The sequence below is a fragment of the Sphingopyxis macrogoltabida genome, from assembly GCF_001314325.1.
In the GTDB taxonomy this organism is placed as follows: domain Bacteria; phylum Pseudomonadota; class Alphaproteobacteria; order Sphingomonadales; family Sphingomonadaceae; genus Sphingopyxis; species Sphingopyxis macrogoltabida.
In genome coordinates, this window is sequence record NZ_CP009429.1 from 1,627,548 (window position 1) to 1,654,325 (window position 26,778).

Consider the following 26,778-nt stretch of genomic DNA (forward strand, 5'->3'; position numbering starts at 1 on the left):
ATCACGCCTCCTGCTTCGGGAAGATCGGGGCGCCGACGCCGATGGTGACGGTCTTGTAGTGCAGGAATTCGTCGATCCCGGCCTTGCCGCCCTCCTTGCCGAAGCCCGAGATGCCGATGCCGCCGAATGGGGTGTGCGGATTGATCTGGAAACCGCCATTGTTATAGACGCCGCCCGCGCTCAGCCGCTCGGACAGGCGGTGGACGCGCTGCAGATCGTTCGACTGGATATAGGCGGCGAGGCCATATTCGCTGTTGTTGGCGATCGCGACCGCCTCATCTTCGGTGTGGAATTTCATCACCACGACCGCGGGGCCGAAAATCTCGACCTGACTGATCTCGTGATCGGGGTCGGCATCGACGATCAGCGTCGGCTCGATGAAATTGCCGTCGGCCAACTCGCCGCCGCAGCGACCGCCGCCCAGCTCGAATTTCGCTGCGCCATCGGCTTTCGCGCGCTCGAACATGCCGAGGATGCGATCGACCGCTGCCGTGTTGATCACCGGGCCGACGGCGACTGTCGGGTCCATCGGATCGCCGACCTTGAACTGGCCGATGATGACTTTCAGCCGCGCGACGAAATCGTCGTAGACGTCGGCGTGGACAAGCTGGCGGGTGGGGAGGGCGCAGCCCTGTCCCGACAGGCAGCCGACGGTCCAGAACACCGCGCGTTCGGCGGCCGCTTGGAGGTCGCAGTCGGGAAAGACGAGGCTCGCCGACTTGCCGCCGAGCTCCATCACCGACGGCTTGATCTCCTGGGCGCACGCGGTGAGGATCTTGCGCGCGGTGATCGGTCCGCCGGTGAAGCTGATCTTGCGGATCTTCTTGTGCCGGACGATCGCCTCGCCCGCCTCGGCGGTGCCGGGCAGGATCGACAGCACGCCGTCGGGAACTCCGGCCTGCTTGCACAATTGGGCGAACATCTCGGGCGCGAACGGGGTGATTTCGGCGGGTTTGCAGATCACGCAATTGCCCGCCGCGAGCGCCGCCGCGACTTTCATGCCGAGCGAGATCAGCGGGCCGTTCCAAGTGATGATGATGCCGACGATGCCGATCGGTTCGGGCACGGTATAGCTGAGTTCGCCGCGCGTATCGAAGGTCGAGATCAGCTCGCCCGACATCTTGTCGCACCAGCCGGCATAATAGCGCGTCCAGCCGACCGCGGTATCGACCCCGCGCTCGCCGACCATCAGCGTCGTGCCGCCGTCGAGCGCGGCCATTTCGGCAAGCGTGCGCTTGTTTTCCTCAAGCAGGTCGGCGAGCCGGTTCAAAATGTCGCGCCGCGTTTCGGGCGGGGTCCGGCGCCAGTCTTCCTGCACCGCCGCCGCCCTCGCGACCGCTTCCTCGACTTCCTTTGCGCCAGCAAGCGGAATGTCCGCCTGCACGACCTGCTTGACCGGATGCAGATGCGGGTGTGTGCCGCCGCTTCCGCTCGTGCGCTGTTCATGTCCCAGATGCAGATGGACTGCGGGTGCGCTTGCCATAATCTTGTCTCCCGATTAAAATTGTCAGGCGTCCCACGCCAGATGCAGATGTTCGAGCGCCATCACGCTGCCGCCGCGGCAGGTCTCGTCGCCCTTGGTGACTTGCCGGAAATGGCCGATGCGGCCGAACCAGGCGCGATAGAAGACGATCAGCTCCATCCGCGCCAGATGCAGGCCAAGGCAGGTGTGGATGCCCGATCCGAACGCGGCGTGCCGATAAAATTGGCGCTCGACCAACACCGTCTTCGGGTCTTCGGTCAGCCCTTCGTCCCAGCCGACGAGCGGCAACGGGGCGAGGATGCAGTCGCCGGCGAACAGTTTCACGCCTTCGAGTTCGGTGTCTTCGACGACATAGCGCGGCGTCGCGACGAAGGCGTAGCGGCGCAGCAATTCTTCGACGAGATTGGGGATCACCGACGGGTCGTCGATCGCACGCTGGCGGAGGGTATCGTCGTGCGCGAGATGGCGCATGCCGAAGCTCATCGCATTGGTCACCGTGTCGAGTCCGGCGAGGAACATCAGGAAGCCGATCGACATCAGCTCCTCGAAACCCAGTTTGCGCCCGTCGACCTCGCTGACAATGATTTTCGAGATCATGTCGTCGCGCGGCTCGGCCATGCGCTGCTGGATCAGCTCGGCGAGATGGCCGACGATTTGCTGCGCCAGATTGTTGCGAACTTCGTTGCTCGCCTGCGAATGGAAGAAGCCGGTGACGAGGTGACGGAACTCGTCGAACTTCTCCATCGGAAAGCCGAACAATTCCATGAACACCGCGACGGGAAGGCGCGATCCGATCGCCTCGACGAATTCGCATTCGCCTTTGCCGGTCACGCCGTCGAGCAACTGGTCGGTCCAGGCGGTTACCCGGTCCTCGAGCGGTTCGATGGCTTTCGATTCAAAGAAGGGGCGGAGCATCTGCCGGTAAGGCCGGTGCTCGGGCGGATCGAGCATCTCCGGAATCATCTTCGGCTGGTCGGGATTGGGCGGGATCGACAGGTAACGGCTCGAGAATATCTCGGGATGCCGCACGACATTCTGCACCGACGAACCCGTGTTGCACACCCAATGGCCGCCATGGGCGTTGGTCCAGAAGACCGGCGGGGCGGTTTCCTTCAGCTCCCAATAGCGCGCGTGGCAATCGGCGAGCACGCCGGGGTCGGCGATATAATCGAACTCATGCACCGGTGTTCGCACCGGTTGCGCTGACGACTCGGTCATCTATCCTCTCCTCTTGCGCATATGTAAACGACGGTTTACATATCGAGTCAACGGGGAGTGAGCATGGCCACGACGATTACCGATACACCTGCGCGCGACGCCGACCGGACGCGTCAGGCGATCCTTGATGCTGCGCAGCAAATCTTCGCCGAAAAGGGGTTCGCCGAAGCCGGCGTCCGCGACATCACCGCGCTTGCCGGCGTCAACCCTTCGCTGGTCAGCCGTTATTTCGGCGGCAAGCTGAAGCTGTTCGAGGCCGCGCTCGATGCGGCGCTCAACACACGCATGATGACCGATCTGCCCAAGGAAGGTTTCGGCAAGGCGATCATGGCGCGCTTTGCCGACGACGACGATCGCATCAGTCCGCTGCCGATGATGTTCAGCGCCGCGTCGGACAGCGAAGCGCGCGCGGTGGCGCAACGGCTGCTGCGTGAGCGCGTGTTCGAACCGCTCAAACACTGGTTCGGCGGCAAGGATGCCGACGTAAAGGCGGCGCGCTTCATGATGGTCTCGCTCGGCTTCTTCGCCTACCGCGACCAGCTTCCGCTCGCCGAGTTCGCAGGGCGCGTCGAACCGGGGCTGCGCCATTGGCTGGAAAAGGAATTTCAGGCCATCGTCGACGACTGACATTGCTCAGGCCGCGAGCAGCGCCGCCATATCGGCGGGGACAATGAACTGCAGCAAATGCGCGCGCTTCAGACACAAATGCGGATGCGCCTCGTCGGTCATGCCGATCCCGCCGTGGACCTGGATATTCGCGCGGCCGTTATCGAGGGCGGCCTGATCGGCGAGCCGTTTTGCTGCGGCAATATGGAATGCGGCATCGCGGTCATCGGCGTCGAGCGTACAGGCGGCGTAATAGAGCTGTGACCGCGCGACCGCCGCGCGTACTGCCATGTCCGAACAGAGATGCTTGAGCGCCTGGAACCAGCCGATCGGTCGATCGAACTGCTCGCGCAGCTTCGCATAATCCGCCGCCATATCGCGCGCAGCATCGGCGCAGCCGACGGCATAGGCGGCGGTGAGGAGTTGGAGGTGGAGGAGGGCGTGCGGGTCGTCGACGGGCTCGATCGCCGCAGGACGGGCGATCCGTGCCAGCGTGGTGGACTGGTCGAGCGAAAACATTGACGATAGCTGGCCGTCGAGCGGGAAACCGGCCAAGACGTCGCCGAATGCGCCGAGCGCTCGCGAGGCTTCCACCCCGTCCAGTATCCGAACATCCTCTTGCGCGGGCAAGGCGAGTGCCGTCTTGCCGGCAGCACCGGTCCAGCGTGCGGCGACCGCGGTCGACAGCAGCGCGACCGGTGCAAGGAACCGCCCCAGTTCGGCGAACAGCAGCGCTTCGGTTGCGTGGTCGAGCCCCATTTCAGGAGCGGTCATGCCGGTCCATCCCATGGCGTGGAGTTGCTGCCATAGCCCCGCCGACCGCGAACGCGCCCCTGCGAGCGGCATATGATCGCGGCACCAGTCTGCGGTCGCGGTCTGGAGCGCGATCTGTTCGTCGTTCGGGGTCAGGTCCATGGAATCACCTTGACTTGGGTAGACCGAGCAGCCGCTCGCCGATGATGTCGCGCTGGATCTGCGCGGTGCCGCCCGCGATCGTCGCGGCGAACCCGCGCAGATAGTCGCCGACCGCATCATCGTCGCCATAAGCGAAGTCGATGATGTCCTCGCCCTTCAGCAGCACCGCCATGCGTTTGAGCCGCTGGCCGAGTTCGGAGGTGAAGAGGCGGATCACCGATGCCTCGGGTCCGGGCTGGCCGGTCCGCAGGACCTCGGAAATATTGCGGTAGGTCATCGCACGTACCGCCGCGACCTCGGAGCGCATCTGTGCGAGACTGTCAGCAATGCGGTCGTCCTTGATCATGCCCTTTGCGCGGGCTTTCGCGATCAGTTCTTCGATCTCCTGGCTCTGCTTGACCTGGTCGGCGATGAAGCCGGTGCCGCGCTCGAAGCTGAGCGTCGACATCGCGACCTTCCACCCGTTGCCGAGCCCGCCGACGACATTGGCCAGCGGAATACGCACATCGTCGTAGAAGACCTCGGCAAACTCGGTCTGCCCCGACATCTTGCGGATCGGCCGCACGGTAATGCCCGGCGCGTGCATGTCGCAAATCACCCAGCTCAGCCCCTTGTGCCGCAGCGAGCCTTCCTCGGTCCGCAGCACAAGTTCCTGCCAGTCGGCGACATGCGCGAAGCTGGTCCAGATCTTCGAGCCGTTGACGAGCAGCTCGTCACCCTCGATCCGCCCGCGCGTCTTGATGCCCGCGAGGTCCGATCCCGCGCCGGGTTCCGAAAAGCCCTGACACCAGATCGCCTCGCCCTTCAGGATGCGCGGCAGATGATATGCCTTCTGTTCCTCGCTCGCATTGAGAATCAGGGTCGGGCCACCATGGTTGATCCCGACGAAATTCGCGCCGATCCATGGCGCATGCGCCTTGGCATATTCCTCGAGCCAGATGACCTGCTGCACGATCGACAGCCCGCGTCCGCCATAGTCGGTCGGCCAGTTGATCCCCGCCCAGCCGGCGTCGAACAGCCGCCGCTGCCACGCCTTGTCGAACCCGATCGCATCGGACGCATCGAGCGGGCGCTTCTCGGCGGGCACATTGGCGTGCAGCCAGTCGCGGCACTCCTCACGAAAGCGCGTTTCTTCGGGCGAAAATCCGATGTCCATCAGACAGCCCTTTTCGCAGCCGCGATTGGCTCGCCTTTCTTGCGCATCGCCGGATCGAACCCTGCGTTGCGCATCAGTTCGTGGTTCAGCCCCGCGGCGATCCCCATGCCGTCGGTGTCGTAGATCAGGCGCTTGTTCTCGGCATTGCTGTGGCGGCTGTTGCCGAGGATCAGCGCGGTCAGTTCGGCGACCTTCGCGTCGAGCGCCTCGTCGGCGACACAATAATTGGCGAGCCCCATCGCCGCGGCTTCCTCACCCGAATAGGGCTGGCACGTCAGCATCATCTCGAGCGCCTTCGCCTGCCCGACGCGCCGCGGCAGCCGCTGCGACAATCCCCAGCCTGGCACCAGCCCCCATTTGCCGTGCGTGTCGGCAAAGCGTGCGCTCGTGCCGCAGACGATGAAATCGGCCGCGAGCGCGAGTTCGAGCCCGCCGGTGTAACAGGTGCCACGCACCTTCGCGATCACCGGCTGGCGCAGCTTCGTGAGCCGTTCGACGATCAGCATCTCCTGCCGCAACCAGCCGAGCGCATCGGCGTGCGGCGGCGATTTCAGATCATGCCCCGCGCAGAAATGCTCGCCGGCGCCGGTGATCACCACCAGCCCGGCATCGCCGACGCCCTCCTCGATATCGCGGATATGCGCGCGAAATTCGCGGAACAGCTCGCGGTTGATCGCATTGCGCTTGTCGGGCCGGTTGAGCGTCAGCGTGCAGACGCCGTCCGCATCGTCGCGCAAGACGAGTGGCTCGCTCATGCGCCGTCCCCGCGCGTCTTCGCGATCGCGTCGCGCGCGCTGCCGCTCTCCATCGCGCGCTTGCCGAACTGCTCGCGGATCGGCACGAACTCGGGCATCACCAGCGACCGGCGCAGCCAGTTGGCGGCATCGACCACCAGCGTGTGCCCGCTGATATAGGTCGCATAGGGCGAGCAGAGAAAGGTCGCCGCCCAGCCCAGTTCGCGCACTTCGCCGACGCGCATGCCCGGAATGGTATTGTCGCCGCGCTCGCCCTCGCGGTGGCGCGTCATATGCGCGGGCAGATCGTCGTGCGGGAAGCGTCCCGGCGCGATGCAATTGACGCGGATCCCGTCGGGCGCCCATTCGACCGCGAGGCTCTGGGTGAGGTTGGTCACGCCCGCCTTCGCGGCCGCCGAATGCGACGTGCCCGGCCCCCCGGTCCAGCTATAGGTCGCGCCGATGTTCAGGATAGCCCCCGGCAACCCCGCCGCCAGCCGCCGCACCGCAAACTCGCGGCTGCAATTATAGGTGCCGTTCAGCACGATATCGACGACGGTGCGAAAGCCGTTCGGTGTCATTTCCTCGGCGGGGGCAGGGAAATTGCCCGCGGCATTGTTGATCAGCACATCGACCGGGCCGAGCTTCGCCTCGATCTCGTCGAATGCGCGCGCGATCGCATCGGGATCGCGCACATCGCAGGCGACCGCAATGACCTCGGCGCCGACCGCCTCGATCGCGGCGATGCCGGCGACAAGATGGTCGGGCTTGCGGCTCAGCACTGCGATCTTCGCGCCCAGCCGCGCGAACTCGACCGCCATGCCCTTGCCGAGCCCGGTCCCGCCGCCGGTTACCGCGACGACCTGTCCATCGTAGGTGCCGTCGGGCAGCGCCTTGGCGCCGAGCGGGGGAGGGGAAGGAAGCGCCATCCTATTTCCCCTTGTAGCTCGGCGCGCGCTTCTCGCGGATCGCGGCGCGCGCTTCCTGATAGTCGTCGGTCTTGAAGAGATAGCTCTGCGCGTAGAGTTCGGCGCGCGTGCCGGTGCGGATCGTCGGGCCGTGCATCAGGTTGATCATCTCTTTCGCCAGCGCGAGGTTGATCGGCGGCCGCGCCGCGATGTCGCGCGCTATCTCCAGCGCCCTCGCGTCGAGCTCCCCGGGCGCGACGACGAAGTCGACCGCCCCCCATTCGAGCGCGGTCGCGGCGTCGATCTTCTGCCCCGACATCACCATAAATTTGGTGCGCGACGGCCCGATCAGCGCGGTCATCATCTGCGTGCCGCCGGTGTCGGGCAGCACGCCATAGAGGATCTCGGGCAAGGCCAGCTTCAGCGTCGTGTCGCTGATGCGGATATCGGCCGCGAGCGCCAGTTCGCACCCGCCGCCGATCGCGCCACCCTTCAGCGCGGCGACGATCGGCTTGGTCGATTCCTGCATTTTCAGCCGCCCCTCCTGGTGCCGCCGCACGAAGTGGAAATCGCTCTCGTCGCGCGCGCGATGCCCCAGCACATTGGTATCGCGTCCCGAACAGAAGCTCTTGCCGTTGGCGCGGATCAGGATCGTGCTGGTCTCGGTCTCTTCGAGCGCCTCGCCGAGCAATTTCTGGAACAGCGACGACATTGCGTCGTCCATCGCATTGTGCCGGTCGGGCCGGTTCAGCGTCAGGATACGCAAGGCGCCTTCGCGCTCGCTTAGGATCAGGTCGGCCATCTCCGCTCCCATTTTCTTTTCGGCAGGGCTTGCACGACTTGTATAACTAAGTCAATTATGTCGAAACGCTAGGGGAGAGAGAAAATGGCGGAGCTTAGCGGAAAGACCGCGCTCGTCACCGGCGCGTCACGCGGCATCGGCGCCGCGATCGCCCGCCGACTCGGCGCAGCCGGCGCGCATGTCGCGGTCAATTATGCTGGCAGCAAGGATGCTGCCGAAACACTCGTCGCGGAAATCATTGCGGATGGCGGGCAGGCCTTTGCCATACAGGCCGACGTCGGCATCATGGCGGGCATCACATCGATGCTCGCCGCCTGCGACATGGCCTTCGGTGGCACCCCCAATCTCGACATCCTCGTCAACAACGCCGGGGTCGGCGGCGAGGGCGACACGGGCAGCCTCCGGAAATGCGATGAGGAATTGTTCGACCGGATGATCGCGGTGAATCAGAAGGCGCCGCATTTCATCACCCAGCTCTGCCTCGATCGCCTCCGCGACGGCGGGCGCATCGTCAACATCGGCTCGCTCGGCGGACGCTCGGCGCTGCCGCCTTTCGCCGCCTATGCCGCGACCAAGCGCGCGCTGCAGAGCCTCACCATGTCCACCGCGGTCGTCGTCGGCCCGCGCGGTATCACCTGTAACCTCGTCGCGCCCGGTGCGGTCGATACCGAATTCAACAAGACCTTGTCCGAAAAGCCCGGCTGGGCCGAGGCGACGTCGAAACTCACTCCGATGAAGCGCCTCGGCGTGCCCGAGGATATCGCGGGCGCCGTGATGATGCTCTGCCGCGACGAGGCGCATTGGGTCACCGGCCAGATCGTCGAAGCGAGCGGAGGGCTGTTCCTGTGAGCGACCTTAGGGGCAAGACCGCGCTCGTCACCGGCGGCTCGCGCGGCATTGGCGCCGCAATTGTGCAGCGGCTGGGTCAGGCGGGGGCGCATGTCGCAGTCAACTATGCCGGCAGCAAGGACGCCGCCGAGGCGCTGGTCGCCGAGATCGAAGCGGCGGGCGGCAAGGCCTTCGCGGCGCAGGCCGACGTCTCGTCGCTTGCGGGCATCGAGGCGCTATTCGCAGCCTGCGACCGCGAATTCGGCGGCGCGCCCAATCTCGATATCCTCATTAACAACGCCGGGGTCGGCCGCGGCGGGCGCGACGGCACGCTCAAGGGCGCGGGCGAGGCGCTGTTCGACGAACTCTTCGCGGTCAACGTCAAGGGCCCGCATTTTGTCACGCAAGCCGCGTTGCCGCGGCTGCGTGACGGCGGGCGCATCGTCAACATCGGTTCGATGTCGGGCAAGGTCGGCCAGCCCTTCGCTGCCAGCTATGCGATGACCAAGCGTGCGATCCAGAGCCTGACCTTCAGTACAGCCTTGGCGGTCGCCAAGCGGCAGATCACCTGCAACTGCATCGCCCCCGGCGCGGTGGCGACCGAATTCATCGCGGCGCTGCGGGAACAGCCGGGCTGGGACGAGGCCACCGCCAAGCACACCCCGATGGGCCGCCTCGGCGAGCCAGAGGATATCGCCGGCGCGGTCATGATGCTGCTCGGCGACGATGCGCGCTGGGTGACGGGGCAGGTGATCGAGGCGAGCGGAGGCCTCGCGCTCTGATGGCGCTGATGACCGAAAAATTGCGCGCGATCATGGCGCTCGATCCCGACCGGACGCAGATCGACTTCGGCGGCACCGACTTTAGCTGGCGCCAGATCGCCGAGAATGTCCGCGCGATCGAGGCCGCGCTCGACGCGATGGGCTTGCCCGAGGACGCCCGCATCGGGGTGATGCTCCGCAACCGCCCCGGCCATGTTGCGGCGATCGTCGCGGTGCTCTCGACCGACCGCTGCCTCGTGACGCTCAACCCAATCCTGCCCGACGCCAAGCTCTTCGCCGACGTCGAGACGCTGGGCCTGCCCGCGATCATCGCCGACGCCACCGACCTCGCGCGCCCGGGCCTCGCCGAAGCGCTCGCCCGTGCCGGCTCGGCGGTGATCGAGATCGACCCTTTTCTGGGCGGCGTCCGCGTGGTGCAGGGCGAAGTTCGCACCCAAATCCAGACCTCGCCCGGCGTCGCCATCGAGATGCTCACCAGCGGCACCACCGGCACGCCCAAGCGCGTGCCCTTGAGCCGCGACGCCTTCGACGCGAGCTTTCGCGGCTTCACCAAATATGAGCGCGGGCGCAGCTTCGACGACCCGGCCCGGCTCAATTCGGGTTGCACGATGGTGGTCAATCCGCTCACCCATATCGGCGGCATCTATGGCTGCATCGGTGCGCTTGCGGCGGGGCGGCGGATTGCGATGCTCGAAAAATTCAGTGTCGACGCCTGGGTCTCGGCGGTGCGCCGCAACCGCCCCGCGGTCGCGTCGGCGGTGCCCTCGGCGGTGCGCATGCTGCTCGATGCCGACGTCGATCCCGCCGACCTCGCCAGCCTCAAGTCGCTGATCACCGGCACCGCACCGCTTGCCCCCGACCTCGTCGATGCCTTCATGGCCAAATATGGCATCCCGATCTGCAGCAATTATGGCGCGACCGAATTCGCCGGCGCGATTGCGGGCTGGACGATCGACGACTTCCGCAAACTCTGGCCCGAGAAACGCGGCGCCGTCGGCCGCATCCACGCCGATATCGAGGCGCGCATCGTTGATGCCGAAAGCGGCGCGATCCTGCCGCACGGCGCCGAAGGCCTGCTCGAGATCAAGGGCCAGCAGCTCGGCAACGCCATGCAATGGCTGCGCACCACCGACCGGGCCGTCCTCGACGCCGACCGCTTCCTCTTCATCAGGGGCCGCGCTGACAATGCGATCATCCGCGGTGGTTTCAAGATCCATCCCGACGATGTCGTGACCGCGCTCAACGACCATCCCGCGATCCGCGAGGCCGCCGTCGTCGGCGTCCCCGACGATCGCCTCGGCGCAGTTCCCGCCGCCGCGATCATCCTCAAAGACGGCGCCTCAGCGCCCGCGGCCGACGACCTCAAAGCATGGCTCAAGGACCGGCTGATCGCCTATCAGGTCCCGGTTCATATCCGCATCGTCCCCGACTTCCCGCGCACCCCGTCGATGAAGCCATCGGCGCCCGGGCTGCGCGCGCTATTTGCAGGAGAGAGCTGATGGAAAGCTTCGCTGGAAAATCGGTGATCGTCACCGGCGGCGGCAAGGGCGTCGGGCGCGGCATCGCCGAGGCCTTCGCCGCCGCAGGCGCCGAAGTGATGCTTGGCGCGCGCACCATCTCCTACGCCGAGGACGTCAAGGCGGGGGTCGAGAAGGTCGGCGGCATCGCCGAATGTTTCGCCGCCGACATCGCGAAACACGCCGACTGCCGCGCGCTCGTCGAAGCCACCGTGCAAGCCTTCGGCGGCGTCGATATCATCGTCCACGCCGCCGCGGACATCCCGCACGGCGGGCTCGGCCATGTCGACGACGAGCGGCTCGAGGCGGGTTTCGCGAGCATCGCCAAGGCGGCGTGGTGGCTGCTTGACGCGGCGCGCCCGCATCTTGCGCAGGCGCGCGACGGCGGCCGCTTCATCGCGATCGGTTCGATCAACGGCACCTTCAACGTCGTTCCCAATATGACCGCCTATGGCATGGCTAAGGCCGCGCTCGACGCCTTCATCCGCGCCGCGGCGGGCGATGTCGTCGGCGACGGCATCACTGTCAACGCGATCAACCCCGGCCTCGTCGCCAGCGACCGCGCCAAGGCCGTGCTCGGCGACGAAGGCCTCGCCGCCTATGGCGCGACCGTCCCTGTCGGCCGCGCGGGTACCCCCGCCGACATCGCGCATGCAGCGCTGTTCCTCGCTTCGGCGCGCTCGGACTATATCACCGGCACGACGATCAAGATGGACGGCGGCTCGACCGTCGCGGCGTCGCCCGGCCGCAACGACATCCTGCAGGACCGGCTCAAGCTCCAGCAAGGAAAGGCGCCCTGATATGGACCTCGGGATCAAGGGCAAGGTCGCGCTCGTCTTCGGCGGTTCCAAAGGCATCGGCCTCGGCTGCGCGCACGAGTTCGCGCGCGAAGGCTGCAAGACCGTCATCGCCGCGCGCACCCAGTCGACCATCGACGCGGCAGTTGCCGAGGTCCAGGCCGCCGGCGGCGACGCGATCGGCATCTCCGCCGACTGCACCAGCAAGGACGGGATCGCCAAAGCCGTACAAGCCGCAACCGATGCTTTCGCCCCGCCCGATATCCTGATCTTCAACGTCGATTCCGGCCCCAAGGGCAGCTTCCTCGAGGTCGACGACGACACCTTCGCGGCGGCGAACAACAATAATGTCATGGCCTTCCGCTGGGCGGTGCAGGCGGTCGTCCCGCATATGCAGCGCCAAGGCTGGGGCCGTATCCTCACCATCGGTACGAACTCGGTAAAGGCGCCGCACCGCAAGCTCGCGCGCGCGGCGCAGAACACCTACCGCGTCGGCGCGCTCGCCCTGTCCAAGACGCTCTCCGCCGAGCTCGGACCGATGGGCATCACCGTCAACACCCTCGGCACCGGCGCGATCGCGACGCCGCAGTTCAAGGAGGTGTTCACGAAGATCGCCGAGGGGCAAGGCCAGACCTACGACGAGCATATCGCCCAGCGCACCGCCGCTTACCCGATCCCGCGCATGGGCACGCCCGCGGATATGGCGGCCGCTGCCGCCTTCCTCTGCTCGGACCGCGCGGGCTTCATCACCGGGCAGGTGCTCGTGATCGATGGTGGCAATCTCGAAGTTCTGCAGTAACGATTAGCAATCGAAGGAAGAGACATGAAACTGGGAAGTGACATTGCGGCCGTGGTCACCGGCGGCGCCTCGGGCCTCGGCCGCGCGAGCGCCGAGGCGCTGGCAAGCGAAGGCGTGAAGGTCGCGATCTTCGACGTCAACGAAGAGGGCGGCAAGGCGGTCGCCGACGCGATCGGCGGCGTGTTCTGCAAAGTCGATATCACCAGCGAGGACAGCGTCGTCGCGGGTTATGAGGCCGCCCGCGCCGCCCACGGGCAGGAACGCATCCTCGTCCATTGCGCACAGATATCGAAGGGCGGCAAAACCGTCCGCTATGACAAGGCCACCGGTGGTTATGTTCGCTATTCGACCGACGACTATGCCTTTTCGGCGCAGGGCATTCTCATTGCCAGTTATCGCCTCGCGTCGCTCGCCGCGCTGGGCATGGCGAATGCCGATCCGCTGAACGAGGACGGCGAGCGCGGCGCGATCGTGCTCACCGCTTCGGCCGCGGCGCAGGATGCGCAGATCGGACAGGTCGGTTATGGCTCTTTGAAGGCCGGCGTGAACGGCCTTGTCCTGCCGATGGCGCGCGACCTGATGGACGTCGGCATCCGCGTCAATTCGATCATGCCCGGCATTTTTGCGACCCCTCCAATGCTGGCGGTGAAGGACAAGGCGCCCGCGATCTTCGAAGGGCTGGCGGCGTCGGTGCCGTTTCCAAAGCGCCTCGGCAAGCCCGAGGAATTCGGGTCGCTTGTCCTCGAGCTGGCGCGCAACAGCTATTTCAACGGGCAGAATCTGCGTCTCGACGGCGCGATCCGCATGCCGCCCAAATAGACCGGAACAGGACAGAGATTTGAACGCACCCCAGCAGTTTCCGTTTGCCCGCCAGTCGGCGGGTCCCGCGCCGCTGCGCCGTCCGGGGTCGATCCGGCGGACCACGTCGATCGATTCGGACTGGCCCGACGGCTTCGGCGAACCGTGGATCATGACCGGGCGGGGACGCGACTTGCTGACGCCGTTCGATGGCGGTGCGATCGAGGTTGCGAGCGGCGGTTTCACGATCAAGGCGTCGCCGCTGCGCGAGATACTGGCGATCGATATCTCCGCCGACCACCCACGGGTCGACGAGATGGTCGGGGTGCGCGCGGGCGGGGCGAGCCGGACGGCACTGGCCGACGTGCTGGGCGACCTGCGCGGCACGCCGCTGTTCCAGGTGCTCGACGATTATGCCGGTGCCAGCCTTGTCGCCGGGTGGATCTGGTCGCGCTGGCGCGACGACTGGCATCAGCGGATGGCGAGCAACCGCGCCAGATCGGGCGCGAGCAGCAAGGGGCGGATGGTCAATATCTGCACCGGCTTCACCGAAGGCGGCAGTTCGCTGACCGCAGACGGCGACGTCGATCACAGCGACCAGTCGGCGACCGAGGTCGGTCCGCTGGCGAATCCCGACGACCCTATCGGCTGGCACGAAATGCCGGTGCAACAGGGACGCCCGCTCGCCCGCCGGGCACGGCGAATCGACGTGTGGCGTGGCGAAGGGGTACTGAAGGTCGATGCCGCCTTTCAGGACAGCGGCCCGAACCCGCAGGGGACGCGTACCGCGATTCACGAATATCGCGTTTATGCAGAGGTCGACGAACGCGACGGCACCTTGCTTTCGCTGCAGGCGCTGCCGCTTATCCTGCCGTTTCGCGAATGCCCCGGCGCCTCGATGAAGGCGACGCGGATGGTCGGGCAGCACGTCGGCGAGTTCCGGCAGGCGGTTCTCGACACGCTGGTCGGCACGGTCGGCTGCACCCACCTCAATGACGTCCTGCGTGCGCTGGCCGACGTCCCCGTCTTGGCAAGTTTGTTACCGAAAGAGGCCGAGTAGCGCGATTTTTTCGTCCTTTCCGCAGCGGAAGGCGTAATCCACTTGTCTGTCTTGTTAGACTTAGTTATATAACTGGCCAAGCGAGGACGCCAGGAAGCCTCGTGGGGAGGATGTTGACCATGATTTTCAAGCAGAATCGCGATTCGGCCCGATTGCTTGCGGCGGTCTCGCTTGGCGCGATTGCGCTTTCGGCTGCCCCCGCCTTTGCCCAGGCGGCGCCCGAAGAGACCCAATATGACGATGACGCGATCGTCGTCATCGGCGTGACCAAGCAGGACGCGAACATCCAGGAAACGCCGATCGCGATCACCGCATTCAGCGGCGAGACGCTGACCGAACAGGGCATTTCGAAGGTCGAAGACATTGCGAGCTTCACCCCCGGGTTCAACATCCGCGGTGCGGGCAACAATCCCACCGCCTTCTCGCTCGCGATGCGCGGGCAGGTCCAGAACGACAATATCGCGACGCTCGAGCCGTCGGTCGGTACCTATCTCGACGAAATGTATATCGCGCGCGCCTATGGCCTCAACGTCGAGCTCGTCGATGTCGAAAGCGTGCAGGTGCTCAAGGGGCCGCAGGGCACGCTCTTCGGCCGTAACACCTCGGCTGGTGCGGTGCTGATCCAGACCGCCAATCCGCGCTATGACGAGATTTCGGGCAAGATGAGCGCGACCTATGGCCGTTTCGACGAACGCACGGGTCAGGCGGTGCTCAACCTCGGCCTGTCGGACAGCCTCGCGATCCGCGGCGCGCTCTATTACCAGAAGCGCGACGGGTACAAGACCGACATCAATACCGGCGCGAAATATGAAGGTCGTGAGACGTGGAATGGCCGCGTCAAGCTCGGCTGGAAGCCGACCGACACCTTCGAAATCCTGCTGTCGGGCGAATGGTACGACACCTATATCGACGGCCCCGTCCGCCAGAACCTGTTCTTCAACGCGCCCGCAGCTTTCGGCCCTGCCAAGCCGATCGTCGACGGCATCGCCGCCGCCGAGCGCGAAGAATTTGGCGGCAATCCCAACCTTGCCGCCTACACGCCGCCCTCCGCGGTGATCGGTGCCGATCCGCGCGGTCCGTTCAACAAGACCAAGACGCAGACCTATACCGCCAAATTCATCCTCGATACGAGCTTCGGCCAGATCCGCTGGATCAACGGCTATCGCGGCGTGCAGAGCGAAAATCTGGTCGATCTCGACGGGACCAGCTTCGCGGGCCACTTCACCGAAGGCACGCAGGACCTCAAGCAATATTCGACCGAGTTGCAGGCGACGGGTACAGCATTCGATGACCGGCTTAATTTCGCGACCGGCATCACCTATTTCCGCGAAACGGGTTTCGACCAGTCGCGCTCGAACCTGTTCAACGGCAAGTTCGCTGCGGGGCCGACGGTGCCGGCGGAATTCGTCGGGCGGACGAGCTGGTCGAACTTCTCGGGCACGCTCGACAACGACAGTTTCGGCATGTACGGTCAGCTCAACTATGCGCTGACCGACCGGTTCAACGTTACCGGCGGCCTGCGTTATTCGATCGATGACAAGCGCGTGATCACCCGGTCGGGCGACGTCGTCGACAACACCGACCAGTTCGTTCGCTGTACCCCGGCAACGGTCGCGATCCCGTGCGATCGCGAACGGCACAAGACCTTCACCAACCTGTCGTATACGATCGGCGCTGACTATGACGTGACCGACGATATCCTGATCTATGCCAAGCAAAGCAAAGGCTATCGTTCGGGCGCGCTGCAGCTTCGTACCGTGACGCTGGAGGACTCGATCCCGTCGGATCCCGAAATCGTCAACGAGCAGGAAATCGGGATCAAGACGACGTTCCTCGATGGCCGCGCGCGCTTCAACATTGCGGGCTATCACAACAAGGTCCGCGATGCGCAGCGCAGCCCGGTGCTTGCACCGAACGGCATCAGCCAGACGGTGATCGAAAATGCCGACACCGAAACCTGGGGCGTCGAAGCCGATGCATCGTTCGAAGTCGTCGACGGCTTCACCCTCTTCGCGTCCGGGGCGATCAGCGATCCGAAGTATACGCGATACGAAGGCAAGGCGCTCGCCGGCACACCGCCGACGCAGACGATCGTGACGGTCGACAAGAGCGATTATCTGCTCGTCGGCATCGTCAAGGAGCAGTTCACCGTCGGTGCCAACCTGAAGCAGGACCTTGGCGGGGTCGGGCTCGATGCCAACATCGTCTATGCATGGCAGGGCAAGATGCCGCAGATCGACATCCCGGTGAACATGTTCACTTCGACCGCGCCGGGCGGCCTCGGGCTGACGCAGGCGCAGGCCGACCAGCTCGCCGCCGTCGCCCAGTCGGGATCGCTCGGTCTGCTCAACGCCCGCGTCGCACTCAGCTTCGGCCCCGAAAAGAATTTCGAGGTCGCGCTGTGGGGCAAGAACCTAACCAACGATCAGGAACAGCAATATACGCTGTTGCTGAGCAACATCTATGTCGGGACCTCCTACAACGAACCGCGCAGCTACGGCGTGACCGCCAGCTTCAAATTCTAGGACCACAGGGCGCTCCTCTGGAGCAATGGGGGAGGGACGGCATTGCCGGACCTCCCTCTTTTTTTCGCGAAAGGAGAGCCATGCCTTCAGAAATGTCCAGCCGCCGCGGCCTCACGCTCGGCCTGCTCGTGGTGGTCGCAATCCTGAGCTATGTCGACCGTCAGGTTTTCACGCTGTTTCAGGACGACATCAAGGCCGAACTCGGCCTCGACGACGGCCAGCTCGGCCTGCTTACCGGCATCGCATTCGCTGCATTCTATGCGCTCGCCGCCTTTCCGATCGCGCGTTACGCCGATCGCGGCGACCGGCGGCTGGTGATCGCGGTCTGCGTTTCGATCTGGAGCGCCGCGACTGCGCTTTCGGCCTTCGCGCACAGCTTCGTCCAGATGCTGCTCGCGCGTATCGGTCTCGCCGCGGCGGAAGCCGGCGCTGGTCCCGCCGGCATGTCATTGCTCACCGATATTTTCCCCAAGGATCGCCGCACGACGATCATCTCGATCATGCTCGCCGCCAATGCCGTCGGCCTGTCGGGCGGGCTCGCGCTCGCAGGCTGGCTCTCGCAATGGTATGACTGGCGCACCGTCTTCCTGATCGTCGGTTTGCCCGGGATCGCGGTCGGGCTGCTCGTCTATTTGCTCGCCGCCGAGCCGCGGAGGCGCGGCGTTGTCGAACCCGTGCCGGTACAGCAAACCAGCCTCGGCGAAGTGCTCCGCACCATGGCGTCGAACGCGTCGCTGCGCTGGGTCGGGCTGTTGCTCTGCATGGTCCCGCTGACCGGCTTTGCCTTCATCCTGTGGGGCGCATCCTTCTTTCAGCGTGTGCATGGCATGGACAAGACCGAAACCGGCTTCTGGCTCGGCGGAGCGATGGCCGCCGGGCTAGTCATCGGCAACCTCGTCGCGGGCTGGGTCAGCGACCGTTACGGACAGGCGAAACCGGGCTTCAACGGCTGGTTCGCCGGCATCGGCCTACTGATTTCCTTCCCGTTCGGTGTCGGTTTCGCGCTGGCGGGCAACGCCTATGTCGCGCTCGCCTGTTTCGTGGTGGTCAAATTCATGATGACGCTGCACCTCGGGCCGATCATCGCGCTCTGCTTCGCTCAGGTGCCGGTGCAGATGCGCGCGATGATGTCGGCGACGATCAACATGTTCATCGGCCTCGCCGGTGTCGGGCTGGGCGGGACGGTCGCGGGCTACCTCAGCAAGGCCTTCGCGCCCGGTTATGGCGAGCTTTCGCTGCAGCCGTCGCTGGCAATATTGTCGTGCTGCCTGCTGGTCGGCGGCATCGCCGCGATCATGGCGGGGCGGACAGCACGGCCGATCGAGGAATAGGGGGCTGCCCCTCCCTACAAAGGGGAGGGGGCCTTGATCAGGCCGCGGCCTTCGCGCTCGTCACCACCTCCGGCGACACACCGAACAGCCGCGCGGCGTTCAGTCCCAATATATTCCGCCGCACTTCGTCGCTGACGGACATCCCTTCGAATAATTCGTCGATGATGCGGCGGCTGACGGGGAAGGTCCCCTCGGCGTGCGGATAGTCCGAACCCCACATCACATTCTTCGCCCCCGGCAGCCCGGCCGCCACCGAAGCGATGCACGCGCGGTCGTGCTGGAAGCTCGCCCACACCTGGTCGTCTATGATCCGGCTCGGCGCGCGGCCGAGCTTTGGAAAGACGAAGTTTGCGTGCGCAACCGACACTTCGTCCATACGTTCGGCCAGCGCGACCAGCCAGCTCGCACCGCTTTCGATGAACGCGACCCTGGCGCCCGGATTGCGGTCGAGGACGCCGCCCGACACCAGATACATCACGCTGTGCTGCGCGTCGTTCATCTGGTTGGTGTAGTTGATGATCCCCGCGCCGGGGCCGCGTTCGACGATCACGCTTTCGAGGCCGGTGCCCGTGTGCATCACGAATACGATGCCGAGCGCCGCCGCTTTGGCGAAGACAGGGTCCCACGCATCGCTGTTATATTTGGGCAGGTTGGCCGGAGTCGTCGCCGGCAGCATCGCAGCGGTAAAGCCTTTCGACGCCAGATAGTCGAGTTCGGCGAGCGTGTTCGAGAAGTCGAGCACGGGCAGCATGCCGCAACGGACAAAGCGGTTCGGGTGGCCGCCGAGGAAGCTGTCGTTCCAGTCGTTGTAGAGCCGCGCCGAGGCCGCTTCGGCGTCGGGATTGTCGAGGCAATAGAGCCACAGGCCGAGCGACGGGAAACAGATTTCGGCGTCGATGCCCTCGAGTTCCATATCTTCGAGCCGGCCGGGTATCTCGCGAATACCCTTGCGCTGCGCATCGCCGAGCTGCTTCTCGCGGTGCTGCCCGACGCGCAGGCGATAGATGATCTTGTCCTTCGTTCCGGTGACCAGATACTCGCCTTCCATCCGGGCGTGGATCGCATGGTCCTTCAGCGACGCGGGCAGGCCGTCGAGGAAGATGTCCGCTGGCTCCATGATGTGGCTGTCGGCGCTGAACACAAAGGGTTTCATCGGGCAATCTCCTCACGACTCGCTTTTTTGCATTTGCTCGATTAAAAGATACCTAGTTATATAAGTCAAGCGTCACATAGGATAGACAATGCGCAATATGTGGCATAAATAGGTATCTATTATGGCAATCCACCTTGAATCGCGCGGCCCGGCCGAAACCCTTGCCAGCCGCACCGCGCGCCAGCTCTCGCAGCTTAGCCTGGCGGCCGTCCCCGGCACGCACCTCGGTGCGGAGGACGATTTGCTTGCACGCTTCGGCGTCAGCCGCCCGACGCTCCGCCAGGCCGCGAAGCTCGTCGAGCGCGACCGTCTGATCAGCATTCGGCGCGGTGCGCAGGGCGGTTATTATGCCGAACGCCCCGACGCACGCGACGCGATCCAGTCGCTCGCGCGATTTCTGCGCATGAAGGGCGCCCATCTCGGCCATGTCATTCAGGTCACACGGCCCGTCTCCGAAGAAGCCGCCGTTGCCGCTGCGCGTTACCGCAGCGCCGCCGATGTCGAAGCTTTGCAAGCCTTTGCCGCGACGATCGATGCGCGCGATACCCCGCGCGACCTGATCGCCGCCGAGGTCGAAATGGCGCGGCTGATTTCGCAGATGAGCGGCAATCCGGTCGTCGAGCTGATCCTCGAAATCGGTTACAGCTTTGGCCTCGACGAAAAGGGCGGCGACCTCTACGCCGATCCGGACCGGCGCCGGCGCACGCGCGACATGCAGCGCAGCCTGTGCAACGCGATCATCGACGGCGATCCCGACATCGCCCGGTTGATGATGCGGCGGCGGTCGGACCAGTTTGACGCATGGCTGCATCTGGGCGATGCGGCGAAGAAGGATCGGCAATGAGCATCGTCGAATATCGGGGTTTCGCGGGCGTCCGGCTCGAGGCCGAAGTGATAGGCTCCGAAAACGATCCCGCGGTCCTGCTGCTTCACGGCGCCGGGCAGACGCGCGCCGTGTGGGCGGGCGTCGCCGATGCGCTCGAGCAGGCAGGGCGCCGGGTCATCAGTCTCGATTTGCGCGGCCATGGCGGCAGCGAATGGCCAGACGACGGGCGCTATGATTTCGAGGCGCTGGTCGAGGATTTGCGCGCCGTGCTGTCGCAAATGGGCACGCGACCCGTCGTCGTCGCTTCGACGCTCGGCGGCTGGATAGCGAGCGCCGCGCTCGAACGCGACGCGGCTTTGCTGGCTTCGGGCCTCGTGCTCGTCGACTCGCCGGTCCACGTCGATCCGGCGCTCGCGCAGCGGGTCGGCGAACGCCTGCGTGAAGCGGCAACGCTTGCGCCGGGACAGGCGCAATGGGACGTCCGGCTGTTCGACACGCTCGACACCTCGGCGATGGCCGACCGGCTCGACGGCGTCGCCGCAAAGATCGCGCTGCCGACGCTCTATGTGCGCGGCGCGATCAGTGAACTCGTCTCGAAGGAAGATGCCGCTGCCTTCGTCGGCCAACTGCCCGATGGCGAACTGGTCGAGGTCGAGAATAGCGCGCTCGTCGTCACCGACGACCGCGCCGACGCGCTCGGCGGTTATTTGATCGACTTCCTCGAACGCCGCGCGCCGCGCGGTTCGCCCGAGTTTCGCGCCGGCAGCGATGCGCGCACCTTCCGCGATGCGCTCGGCTGCTTCGCGACGGGCGTCACCGTTGTTACCGCGATGTGCCCCGACGGCAGCCCGATCGGGCTGACCGCGAACAGCTTTACCTCGGTGTCGCTCGACCCACCGATGCTGCTCGTCTGCATTGCCAACACCGCCGGCAGTGCGCCCTATTTGCGCGATGCCGAACGCTTTGCGGTCAACGTCCTCCAGATCGGCCAGCAGCCGACGTCGAACCGCTTCGCCGGGAAGGGTGAGGATCGCTTTGGCGTTACCCCATGGGAAGTCGGCGAATATGGCACCCCGGTGCTCACCGGATCGCTCTCCAGCTTCGAATGTGCGCGCGACGCGGTGCACGACGGCGGCGACCATTTCATCCTCGTCGGGCGGGTCCTGAAGGCGATTTTCGAGCCGCGCCGCGACCCCTTGCTCTATTTCCGCGGTAAATATCGCAAACTCCATTTCGCTTGACGACTGGACAAGCGGGCGTCAGCATCATATCCAACCTAGTTAGATAACTGGGAATCGGGAGAAGAAGCGGATGGCCTGGGTGAATCAGGACAAATGCGCGATCGTCGGGGTCGGGGCGACCGACTATTATGTGCGCGGCAAAAGCTGGCCGCGGACGATCAACGACATGGCGGCCGAGGCGATCATGAACGCCTGCGCCGACGCGGGTATCAGCCACAAGCAGATCGACGGCTTCTCCTATTATTCGACTGCGGGCGCGGGCTATCTCGACAAGTTCGATACGGCGTCGCTGATGGAAACGCTTGGAATGCCGCATATCAGCTGGTCGGCGACACTGACCAGCGGCGGCGGCGGCTGCCCCGGCGCGATCGGCCTCGCGACCGCGGGGCTGATGAACGAGGATTGCACCTACACCGTCACTTTGATGGCGCTGCAGCAATTGCCGCAGCATCGCCTCGGCGTCGTCTTCGGCGCCGCGGCGCCCAATCCAGAGAACAGCTTCTTGCAGCCGTCGGGCCTCGTCGGTCCCGGTCATCTGATGTCGGTACTCGCGCGGCGGCACATGCACCTCTACGGCACCACCCAGGATGCCTTCGGCGAAGTCGTGATGGCGACGCGCGCCAACACGCACAACCGTCCCAAGGCGGTGCGCAAGGATCCGCTGACCAAGGAACAATATGACGCCTCGGTGATGCTCGCCGATCCGCTGCGCCGCCTCGACTTCTGCCTCGAAACCGACGGCGCGGTCGCGGTGATCACGACGACGATGGACCGTGCGAAAGACTGCCGCCACAAGCCCGCCGTCGTCCACGCCGCCGCGCATGGCGGCCAGCGCGAATGGGGCAGGGCCTTCGCCTGGATGGGTATGCCCGACCCGCATTTCGCCAGCTCGGGTCACAAGTTCACCGCCGACCGCGTCTGGGCGCAATCGGGGCTGACCGCCAAGGACATGGACGTCGCGCTGATCTACGATCATTTCAGCCCGATGGTGCTGATGCAGCTCGAGGATTATGGGTTCTGCGAAAAGGGCGAGGGCAATGAATATGTCCTCTCCGGCAAGCTCCGCTACGATCCCGCGACGGGCAAGGGCGTCAACGGCGGCGTGCCGGTGAACACCCACGGCGGCAACCTCAACGAAGCCTATATCATCGGCATGACGCACATCGTCGAGGGCGTCGAGCAGGTGCGCGGCACCGCGATCAACCAGGTCAAGGACGCCGAATTCGCGCTCGTTTCGGGCGGCCCGGCGTCGCTCCCCGTCTCTAGCCTCATCCTGCGCAAGGACTGACCGACATGACCTATGGCCCCGCCCGCGCGCTTCCCGGCGACCAGATCCGGATCACCACCAACCCCGATACCGAGCCTTTCTGGCAGGCGGCGAAGGAGGGCAGGCTCACCGCGTGCCAATGCGGCGACTGCGGTCATTTCCGCATGCCGCCGACCGCGATCTGCCCCGAATGCGGCAGCCGCGCCAAGAATTGGCCGACGCTTCCGGGTACCGCGACTGTGTTCAGCTTTGCGATCTGCAACAAGAACCCGAAAAATGGCGAGGATTATGTCTATGTACCCGTCGTCGTCGATCTCGATGGCGCCCCGGGGACGCGGCTGAATGCGAACGTGTCGGGATGCGATGCCGAGGACGTCCATATCGGGATGAAGGTCAGCGTCGACTGGACCCCGATCCAGGACGGCTGGGTCCTCCCCAACTTCAAGGCCTGAGCCGATGCTGGGCGACCTTCGCATCGTCGAGATCGGGCAGGGCATGGCGGTCCAGGTCGCCGGGCTGATGCTGGCCGAACTCGGCGCCGATGTGCTCAAGGTCGAGCGTCCGCGCGGCGATCCGGCGCGCGGCACCGCGCCCTTCGCCAACTGGAATCGCGGCAAGAAGAGTCTCGTTCTCGACCTCGACACGGACGAAGGGCTGGTTGCTCTGAACGAACGTCTCGCGGGCGCCGACGCCTTGCTCCACCAGTTCACCCCGGCGCGCGCCAAGCTGCTCGGCCTCGACGACGCGAGCCTTGCCAAAAGGCACCCGCATCTCGTCGTCACCGCGATCACCGGCTCGCCGGCAAACCACCCTGACGTCGAACGCAGCGATGACGAACTGCTCGTCGCCGCGCGCGTCGGCGCGATGTACGAAAATGACGGCCATCGCGCGGGACCGATCGTCTATCGCTATCAGCAGGGAAGCTGGTCCGCCGCGCATCTCGCCGCTGCGGGCCTGCTCGCGCGGCTGGTGATGCGGCTCCAGACGGCGCAGGGCGGGGCCGCGCACACCTCGATCTTCCAGGGCTTTCTCGCGACGCTCCCGCTCGTCTGGGCGCGCAACAGCGAAGGGCCAATGCCCGACCCGGTGAGCTATCCGCTCGGCCCCCGGCCGATCGCGCAGCAGCTCTTCCAGTGCGCGGGCGGCGACTGGCTCCAGATCATGGATCCGACCCGCCAGTTCGATTATGCGACCATGCCGACCATGTGGGACGTCATGGCCGAGACCGAGGTCGATCTCGAAACCGAGGCCGGGCAGGCTGCGGCCTTCAAGCTCCGCCCGCTCGAAAACTGGCTCGCCGACTTGCGTGCCGCCGACATCGCCGCCGAACCCGCCTTCCCGATGGGGGAGGTGCTGCGCCACGACGATGCCGAGGCGAACCGCTACGTGATCGACGTCGACGACCCGGATCTTGGCAAGACGCGCCAGCCCAACACGCCCTTCCACAGCGACGCCGACCTGCCGCAGGGCCGCCCGGCGCCGCGCCTTGGCGAAGGCGGCGATACGGCATGGCCCGCCAAAGCGACGCCCGCACCCGGCATCGCTCCCGCCGAAGTTCTCACCGGCGTGCGCGTTCTCGACCTCGGCATGTTCCTCGCCGGGCCGATGGGGCCGTCGATGATGGGCGACATGGGCGCCAACGTCATCAAGGTCGAGGCGCTGACCGGCGACCGCATCCGCTTCATGCACCGCTATTATCAGGCCGCCGCGCGCAGCAAGCGCAGCCTCGCGCTCGACCTGACCCGGCCTGAGGCGCAATCGATCCTCGAAAGGCTCCTTAAATGGGCCGAACTCGTTCACCACAATATGCGCTTCAAAGGCGCTGCGAAGCTCGGCCTTAGCGAAGAGGGCATCCGCCGATATAACCCCGACATCGCGTTCAATTACTCGAGTGCCTATGGCCAGCGCGGCGCGCGCGGCAACTGGCCGGGCTATGACTCGATTTTCAACGCGATTGCGGGCTGGGAGTTCGAAAATGCGGGCGAGGGCAATCGTCCCGTCTTCAACCGCCCCGGCACCATGGATGTCTCGACCGCGCAAAGCTGCCTCGTCGAGCTGATGGCCTCGCTCTACGCCAAGCGCACCACGGGGCGCGGCTACACCACCCAGACCTCGCTGCTCGGCATGGCCGCCTTCACGCAGGGCGAGCGGCTGATCGGCGCCGATGGAGATCTCACCGATACCTACCACCTGACCAGCGACCAGACGGGCTTTTCGCCGTACCACCGCATCTACGAATGCGCCGACGGTGCATGGGTGGCCGTCGCCGCACACAAGCCCGAGCAACAGGCCGCGCTTGCCAAGCTGCTCGGCGAGGATTTCGAAGCCGGGGCGAAGGCACGCGATGCCGCAGACCTGCTCGCCGACCTCGAAGCTGCGGGTATCCCCGCCGACGCGGTCAATTTCGAAAATGCGATGCACCGCTTCTTCGACGATCCGCTCAACCGCGAACTGAACCTGATCTCGGTCCTGCCGCAGCCGCTCTACGGCATCGTCGAACAGCCCGGAGCCTTCTGGAATTTCGGCGATACCCCGGTCGTTTTCAAACGCTGCTGCCCCGCGGTCGGCGAGCATAGCGACGAGATCCTGCGTGAAATCGGCTATTCGGACAGTGAAATCGCCGCGTTTCGCGAAGCAAAGATCGTCGGATGAACCCGCACGACCTCCTTCCCACCGGACTAGCCGGAGCTGTAGAAGCCGCCAGCGGCGCGCGCGTCGTTGCGGTCCGCCCGCGCGGCGGCGGCGGCGCCTCGCGCGAGGGCGCCGAGCTCGACCTTCAGTGGCCCGATGGCCGCGCGGCCAGCGCTTACATGAATTACGACGTCCACAAGGCGGGGGCAGGCGACGACGCTGCTTTTTTGCGTGAAGCCGCCGTTCTCCGCGCACTCTCGGGCCCGCTCGCCCATGCCGGAGTTCGCGTCGCGCCCTATTACGCCTCGGTCCCCGACCAACGTGCGCTCGTCTGCGGCATGGTGTCCGGCAACGACCGCTTCGGCGGCATCATCGATACCGGACAACGCGACGCTCTGGCCGCCGATTTCATGGCGCAACTCGCCGCGCTCCATCGCATCGACGTAGCGGCAAGCCCGGTCGAAGGCATGGGCCCGGTCGAGCCCGCCGAGACCTTCATCCGCCGCCGCATCGCCGAACTGCGCGCGGGCAACAGCGGCAAGGGCTGGGACCCGCTCATCCACCTGTCGCTGAACTGGCTCGAAGCCAATATTCCCGCCGACATGCCCGCGCCGGTCATCGTCCACGGCGACGCCGGACCCGGCAATTTCCTCTACGACGGCGACCGCGTCACCGCGCTGCTCGACTGGGAGCTCGTCCATTATGGCGACCCGATGGCCGACCTCGCGATGCTTGCGATCCGCATGCTGTTCCAGGGCTTCGTGCCGCTGCCGCAGGCTTTCGCCGCCTACGAGGCCGCCGGCGGCCACAAAGTCGACCTGCCGCGCCTGATCTACTGGCGCCTGCTCTTCCAGACCAGCTTCGCGCGGCGCTCGCGCTACGACGATCCCGACGCGCCGCCGCCGCCCAATCTCGGCATGAACCTCGTCTATTCGACGATCCACCGCCGCGTCCTCTCGACGGCGCTCGCCGACGCCGCAGGCATCGCCTTGCCGCCCGTCGCGCTGCCCGACGCCCCGCTAGGCGCACACGACAAGAGCTTCGCCATCGCGCTGGGCGACATCCGCGACACCATCGTCCCGCGCCTCGCCGACCAGCAGGCGGCGGTGAAGGCCAAGGGCATGGCGCGCCTCATCAAATGGTGGCGTGCGATCGAGCGTTTCGAACCCGGCTTCCACGCCGCCGAAAAGGCCGAAATCGAAGCTGCGCTCGCGCTCGATTTCCCCGATTACCGTACCGCTTGGGCGGCCTTCCGCGACGCCGTCGCGGGCAACCGCATCGCCACCGATGCCGCGATCATCCTCTGCAACGCGCATGAGACGCGCGAAGCGACGCTGATGGCCGACGCGATGGGCAGCCTCGCCGACACCAAATTCGCACCGCTGCAATAGAAATCAGGAA

General features: G+C 65.6%; 24 protein-coding genes. 16 read left to right on the forward strand and 8 right to left on the reverse strand.

What is annotated here, in order from left to right:
* Position 1: 1 nt before the first annotated feature.
* Together LH19_RS08105 and LH19_RS08110 are read right to left on the reverse strand one after the other, a co-directional pair.
* Entirely contained in the window at positions 2-1,483 is a 1,482-nt protein-coding gene (locus LH19_RS08105) for an aldehyde dehydrogenase family protein (protein WP_054726894.1), read from the reverse strand.
* Between the two features lie 24 nt (positions 1,484-1,507).
* Positions 1,508-2,701, reverse strand: a complete 1,194-nt coding sequence (locus tag LH19_RS08110) for a cytochrome P450 (protein WP_054726897.1) — start codon at positions 2,699-2,701, stop codon at positions 1,508-1,510.
* Between the two features lie 63 nt (positions 2,702-2,764).
* Between LH19_RS08110 and LH19_RS08115 the strand changes: the two genes are divergently transcribed.
* Positions 2,765-3,328, forward strand: coding sequence for a TetR/AcrR family transcriptional regulator (locus LH19_RS08115; RefSeq protein WP_054726899.1), 564 nt, complete (start codon positions 2,765-2,767; stop codon positions 3,326-3,328).
* A 6-nt stretch (positions 3,329-3,334) separates the two neighbouring features.
* Here LH19_RS08115 and LH19_RS08120 read toward each other — a convergent pair whose 3' ends face one another.
* The 5 genes from LH19_RS08120 to LH19_RS08140 are packed head-to-tail and all read right to left on the reverse strand — an operon-like array spanning position 3,335 to position 7,822.
* Positions 3,335-4,222 (reverse strand): acyl-CoA dehydrogenase, encoded by an 888-nt coding sequence (locus tag LH19_RS08120; protein ID WP_054726901.1) that lies wholly within the window; start codon positions 4,220-4,222, stop codon positions 3,335-3,337.
* 4 nt (positions 4,223-4,226) lie between these two features.
* Positions 4,227-5,378 (reverse strand): acyl-CoA dehydrogenase family protein, encoded by a 1,152-nt coding sequence (locus tag LH19_RS08125; RefSeq protein ID WP_054726903.1) that lies wholly within the window; start codon positions 5,376-5,378, stop codon positions 4,227-4,229.
* Entirely contained in the window at positions 5,378-6,133 is a 756-nt protein-coding gene (locus LH19_RS08130) for an enoyl-CoA hydratase/isomerase family protein (RefSeq protein ID WP_054726905.1), read from the reverse strand. The genes LH19_RS08125 and LH19_RS08130 overlap by 1 nt, the downstream gene beginning before the upstream one ends.
* Entirely contained in the window at positions 6,130-7,041 is a 912-nt protein-coding gene (locus LH19_RS08135; protein WP_054726908.1) for an SDR family oxidoreductase, read from the reverse strand. The genes LH19_RS08130 and LH19_RS08135 overlap by 4 nt, the downstream gene beginning before the upstream one ends.
* 1 nt (position 7,042) lies before the next feature.
* Positions 7,043-7,822: an enoyl-CoA hydratase/isomerase family protein gene (locus tag LH19_RS08140; RefSeq protein WP_054726913.1), complete on the reverse strand. Its 780-nt coding sequence runs from the start codon at positions 7,820-7,822 to the stop codon at positions 7,043-7,045.
* 84 nt (positions 7,823-7,906) lie between these two features.
* Between LH19_RS08140 and LH19_RS08145 the strand changes: the two genes are divergently transcribed.
* The 9 genes from LH19_RS08145 (at position 7,907) to LH19_RS08185 (ending at position 18,259) form a co-directional block, all read left to right on the forward strand.
* Positions 7,907-8,671 (forward strand): SDR family NAD(P)-dependent oxidoreductase, encoded by a 765-nt coding sequence (locus LH19_RS08145; protein WP_054726916.1) that lies wholly within the window; start codon positions 7,907-7,909, stop codon positions 8,669-8,671.
* Positions 8,668-9,432, forward strand: coding sequence for an SDR family NAD(P)-dependent oxidoreductase (locus tag LH19_RS08150; protein ID WP_054726918.1), 765 nt, complete (start codon positions 8,668-8,670; stop codon positions 9,430-9,432). The genes LH19_RS08145 and LH19_RS08150 overlap by 4 nt, the downstream gene beginning before the upstream one ends.
* 8 nt (positions 9,433-9,440) lie before the next feature.
* The gene (locus LH19_RS08155) at positions 9,441-10,931 is read left to right on the forward strand and encodes a class I adenylate-forming enzyme family protein (RefSeq protein WP_201258447.1); all 1,491 of its coding nucleotides are present in this window, start codon (positions 9,441-9,443) and stop codon (positions 10,929-10,931) included.
* On the forward strand, positions 10,931-11,749 hold the full coding sequence (locus tag LH19_RS08160; RefSeq protein ID WP_054726925.1) for an SDR family NAD(P)-dependent oxidoreductase: 819 nt from the start codon (positions 10,931-10,933) through the stop codon (positions 11,747-11,749). The genes LH19_RS08155 and LH19_RS08160 overlap by 1 nt, the downstream gene beginning before the upstream one ends.
* 1 nt (position 11,750) lies before the next feature.
* Entirely contained in the window at positions 11,751-12,545 is a 795-nt protein-coding gene (locus tag LH19_RS08165; RefSeq protein ID WP_054726928.1) for an SDR family oxidoreductase, read from the forward strand.
* A gap of 24 nt (positions 12,546-12,569) precedes the next feature.
* Positions 12,570-13,364 carry an SDR family oxidoreductase gene (locus LH19_RS08170; protein WP_054726932.1) on the forward strand — a complete coding sequence of 265 codons (795 nt, stop codon included), beginning with the start codon at positions 12,570-12,572 and terminating at the stop codon, positions 13,362-13,364.
* Positions 13,365-13,383: 19 nt separating this feature from the next.
* On the forward strand, positions 13,384-14,403 hold the full coding sequence (locus LH19_RS08175) for a DUF2889 domain-containing protein (protein WP_054726935.1): 1,020 nt from the start codon (positions 13,384-13,386) through the stop codon (positions 14,401-14,403).
* Positions 14,404-14,522: 119 nt separating this feature from the next.
* Positions 14,523-16,928, forward strand: a complete 2,406-nt coding sequence (locus LH19_RS08180) for a TonB-dependent receptor (protein WP_054726937.1) — start codon at positions 14,523-14,525, stop codon at positions 16,926-16,928.
* Between the two features lie 80 nt (positions 16,929-17,008).
* A complete protein-coding gene (locus LH19_RS08185; RefSeq protein WP_167346269.1) occupies positions 17,009-18,259 on the forward strand; it encodes an MFS transporter in 1,251 nt (416 codons plus the stop codon).
* 37 nt (positions 18,260-18,296) lie between these two features.
* On the opposite strand, the gene LH19_RS08190 is transcribed toward LH19_RS08185, so the two are convergent.
* A complete protein-coding gene (locus LH19_RS08190) occupies positions 18,297-19,412 on the reverse strand; it encodes an amidohydrolase family protein (protein WP_054726940.1) in 1,116 nt (371 codons plus the stop codon).
* A gap of 121 nt (positions 19,413-19,533) precedes the next feature.
* Between LH19_RS08190 and LH19_RS08195 the strand changes: the two genes are divergently transcribed.
* The 6 genes from LH19_RS08195 (at position 19,534) to LH19_RS08220 (ending at position 26,768) form a co-directional block, all read left to right on the forward strand.
* A complete protein-coding gene (locus tag LH19_RS08195; RefSeq protein ID WP_054726941.1) occupies positions 19,534-20,256 on the forward strand; it encodes a FadR/GntR family transcriptional regulator in 723 nt (240 codons plus the stop codon).
* Positions 20,253-21,479 carry an alpha/beta fold hydrolase gene (locus LH19_RS08200; protein WP_054726943.1) on the forward strand — a complete coding sequence of 409 codons (1,227 nt, stop codon included), beginning with the start codon at positions 20,253-20,255 and terminating at the stop codon, positions 21,477-21,479. The genes LH19_RS08195 and LH19_RS08200 overlap by 4 nt, the downstream gene beginning before the upstream one ends.
* 70 nt (positions 21,480-21,549) lie before the next feature.
* A complete protein-coding gene (locus tag LH19_RS08205) occupies positions 21,550-22,767 on the forward strand; it encodes a thiolase C-terminal domain-containing protein (RefSeq protein WP_054726945.1) in 1,218 nt (405 codons plus the stop codon).
* Positions 22,768-22,772: 5 nt separating this feature from the next.
* Entirely contained in the window at positions 22,773-23,198 is a 426-nt protein-coding gene (locus LH19_RS08210; RefSeq protein WP_054726947.1) for a Zn-ribbon domain-containing OB-fold protein, read from the forward strand.
* Between the two features lie 4 nt (positions 23,199-23,202).
* On the forward strand, positions 23,203-25,398 hold the full coding sequence (locus tag LH19_RS08215; RefSeq protein ID WP_054726948.1) for a CoA transferase: 2,196 nt from the start codon (positions 23,203-23,205) through the stop codon (positions 25,396-25,398).
* Complete coding sequence (locus tag LH19_RS08220) at positions 25,395-26,768, forward strand: phosphotransferase family protein (protein WP_054726949.1); 1,374 nt, start codon at positions 25,395-25,397, stop codon at positions 26,766-26,768. Before LH19_RS08215 ends, LH19_RS08220 begins: the two co-directional genes overlap by 4 nt.
* Positions 26,769-26,778: the final 10 nt, after the last annotated feature.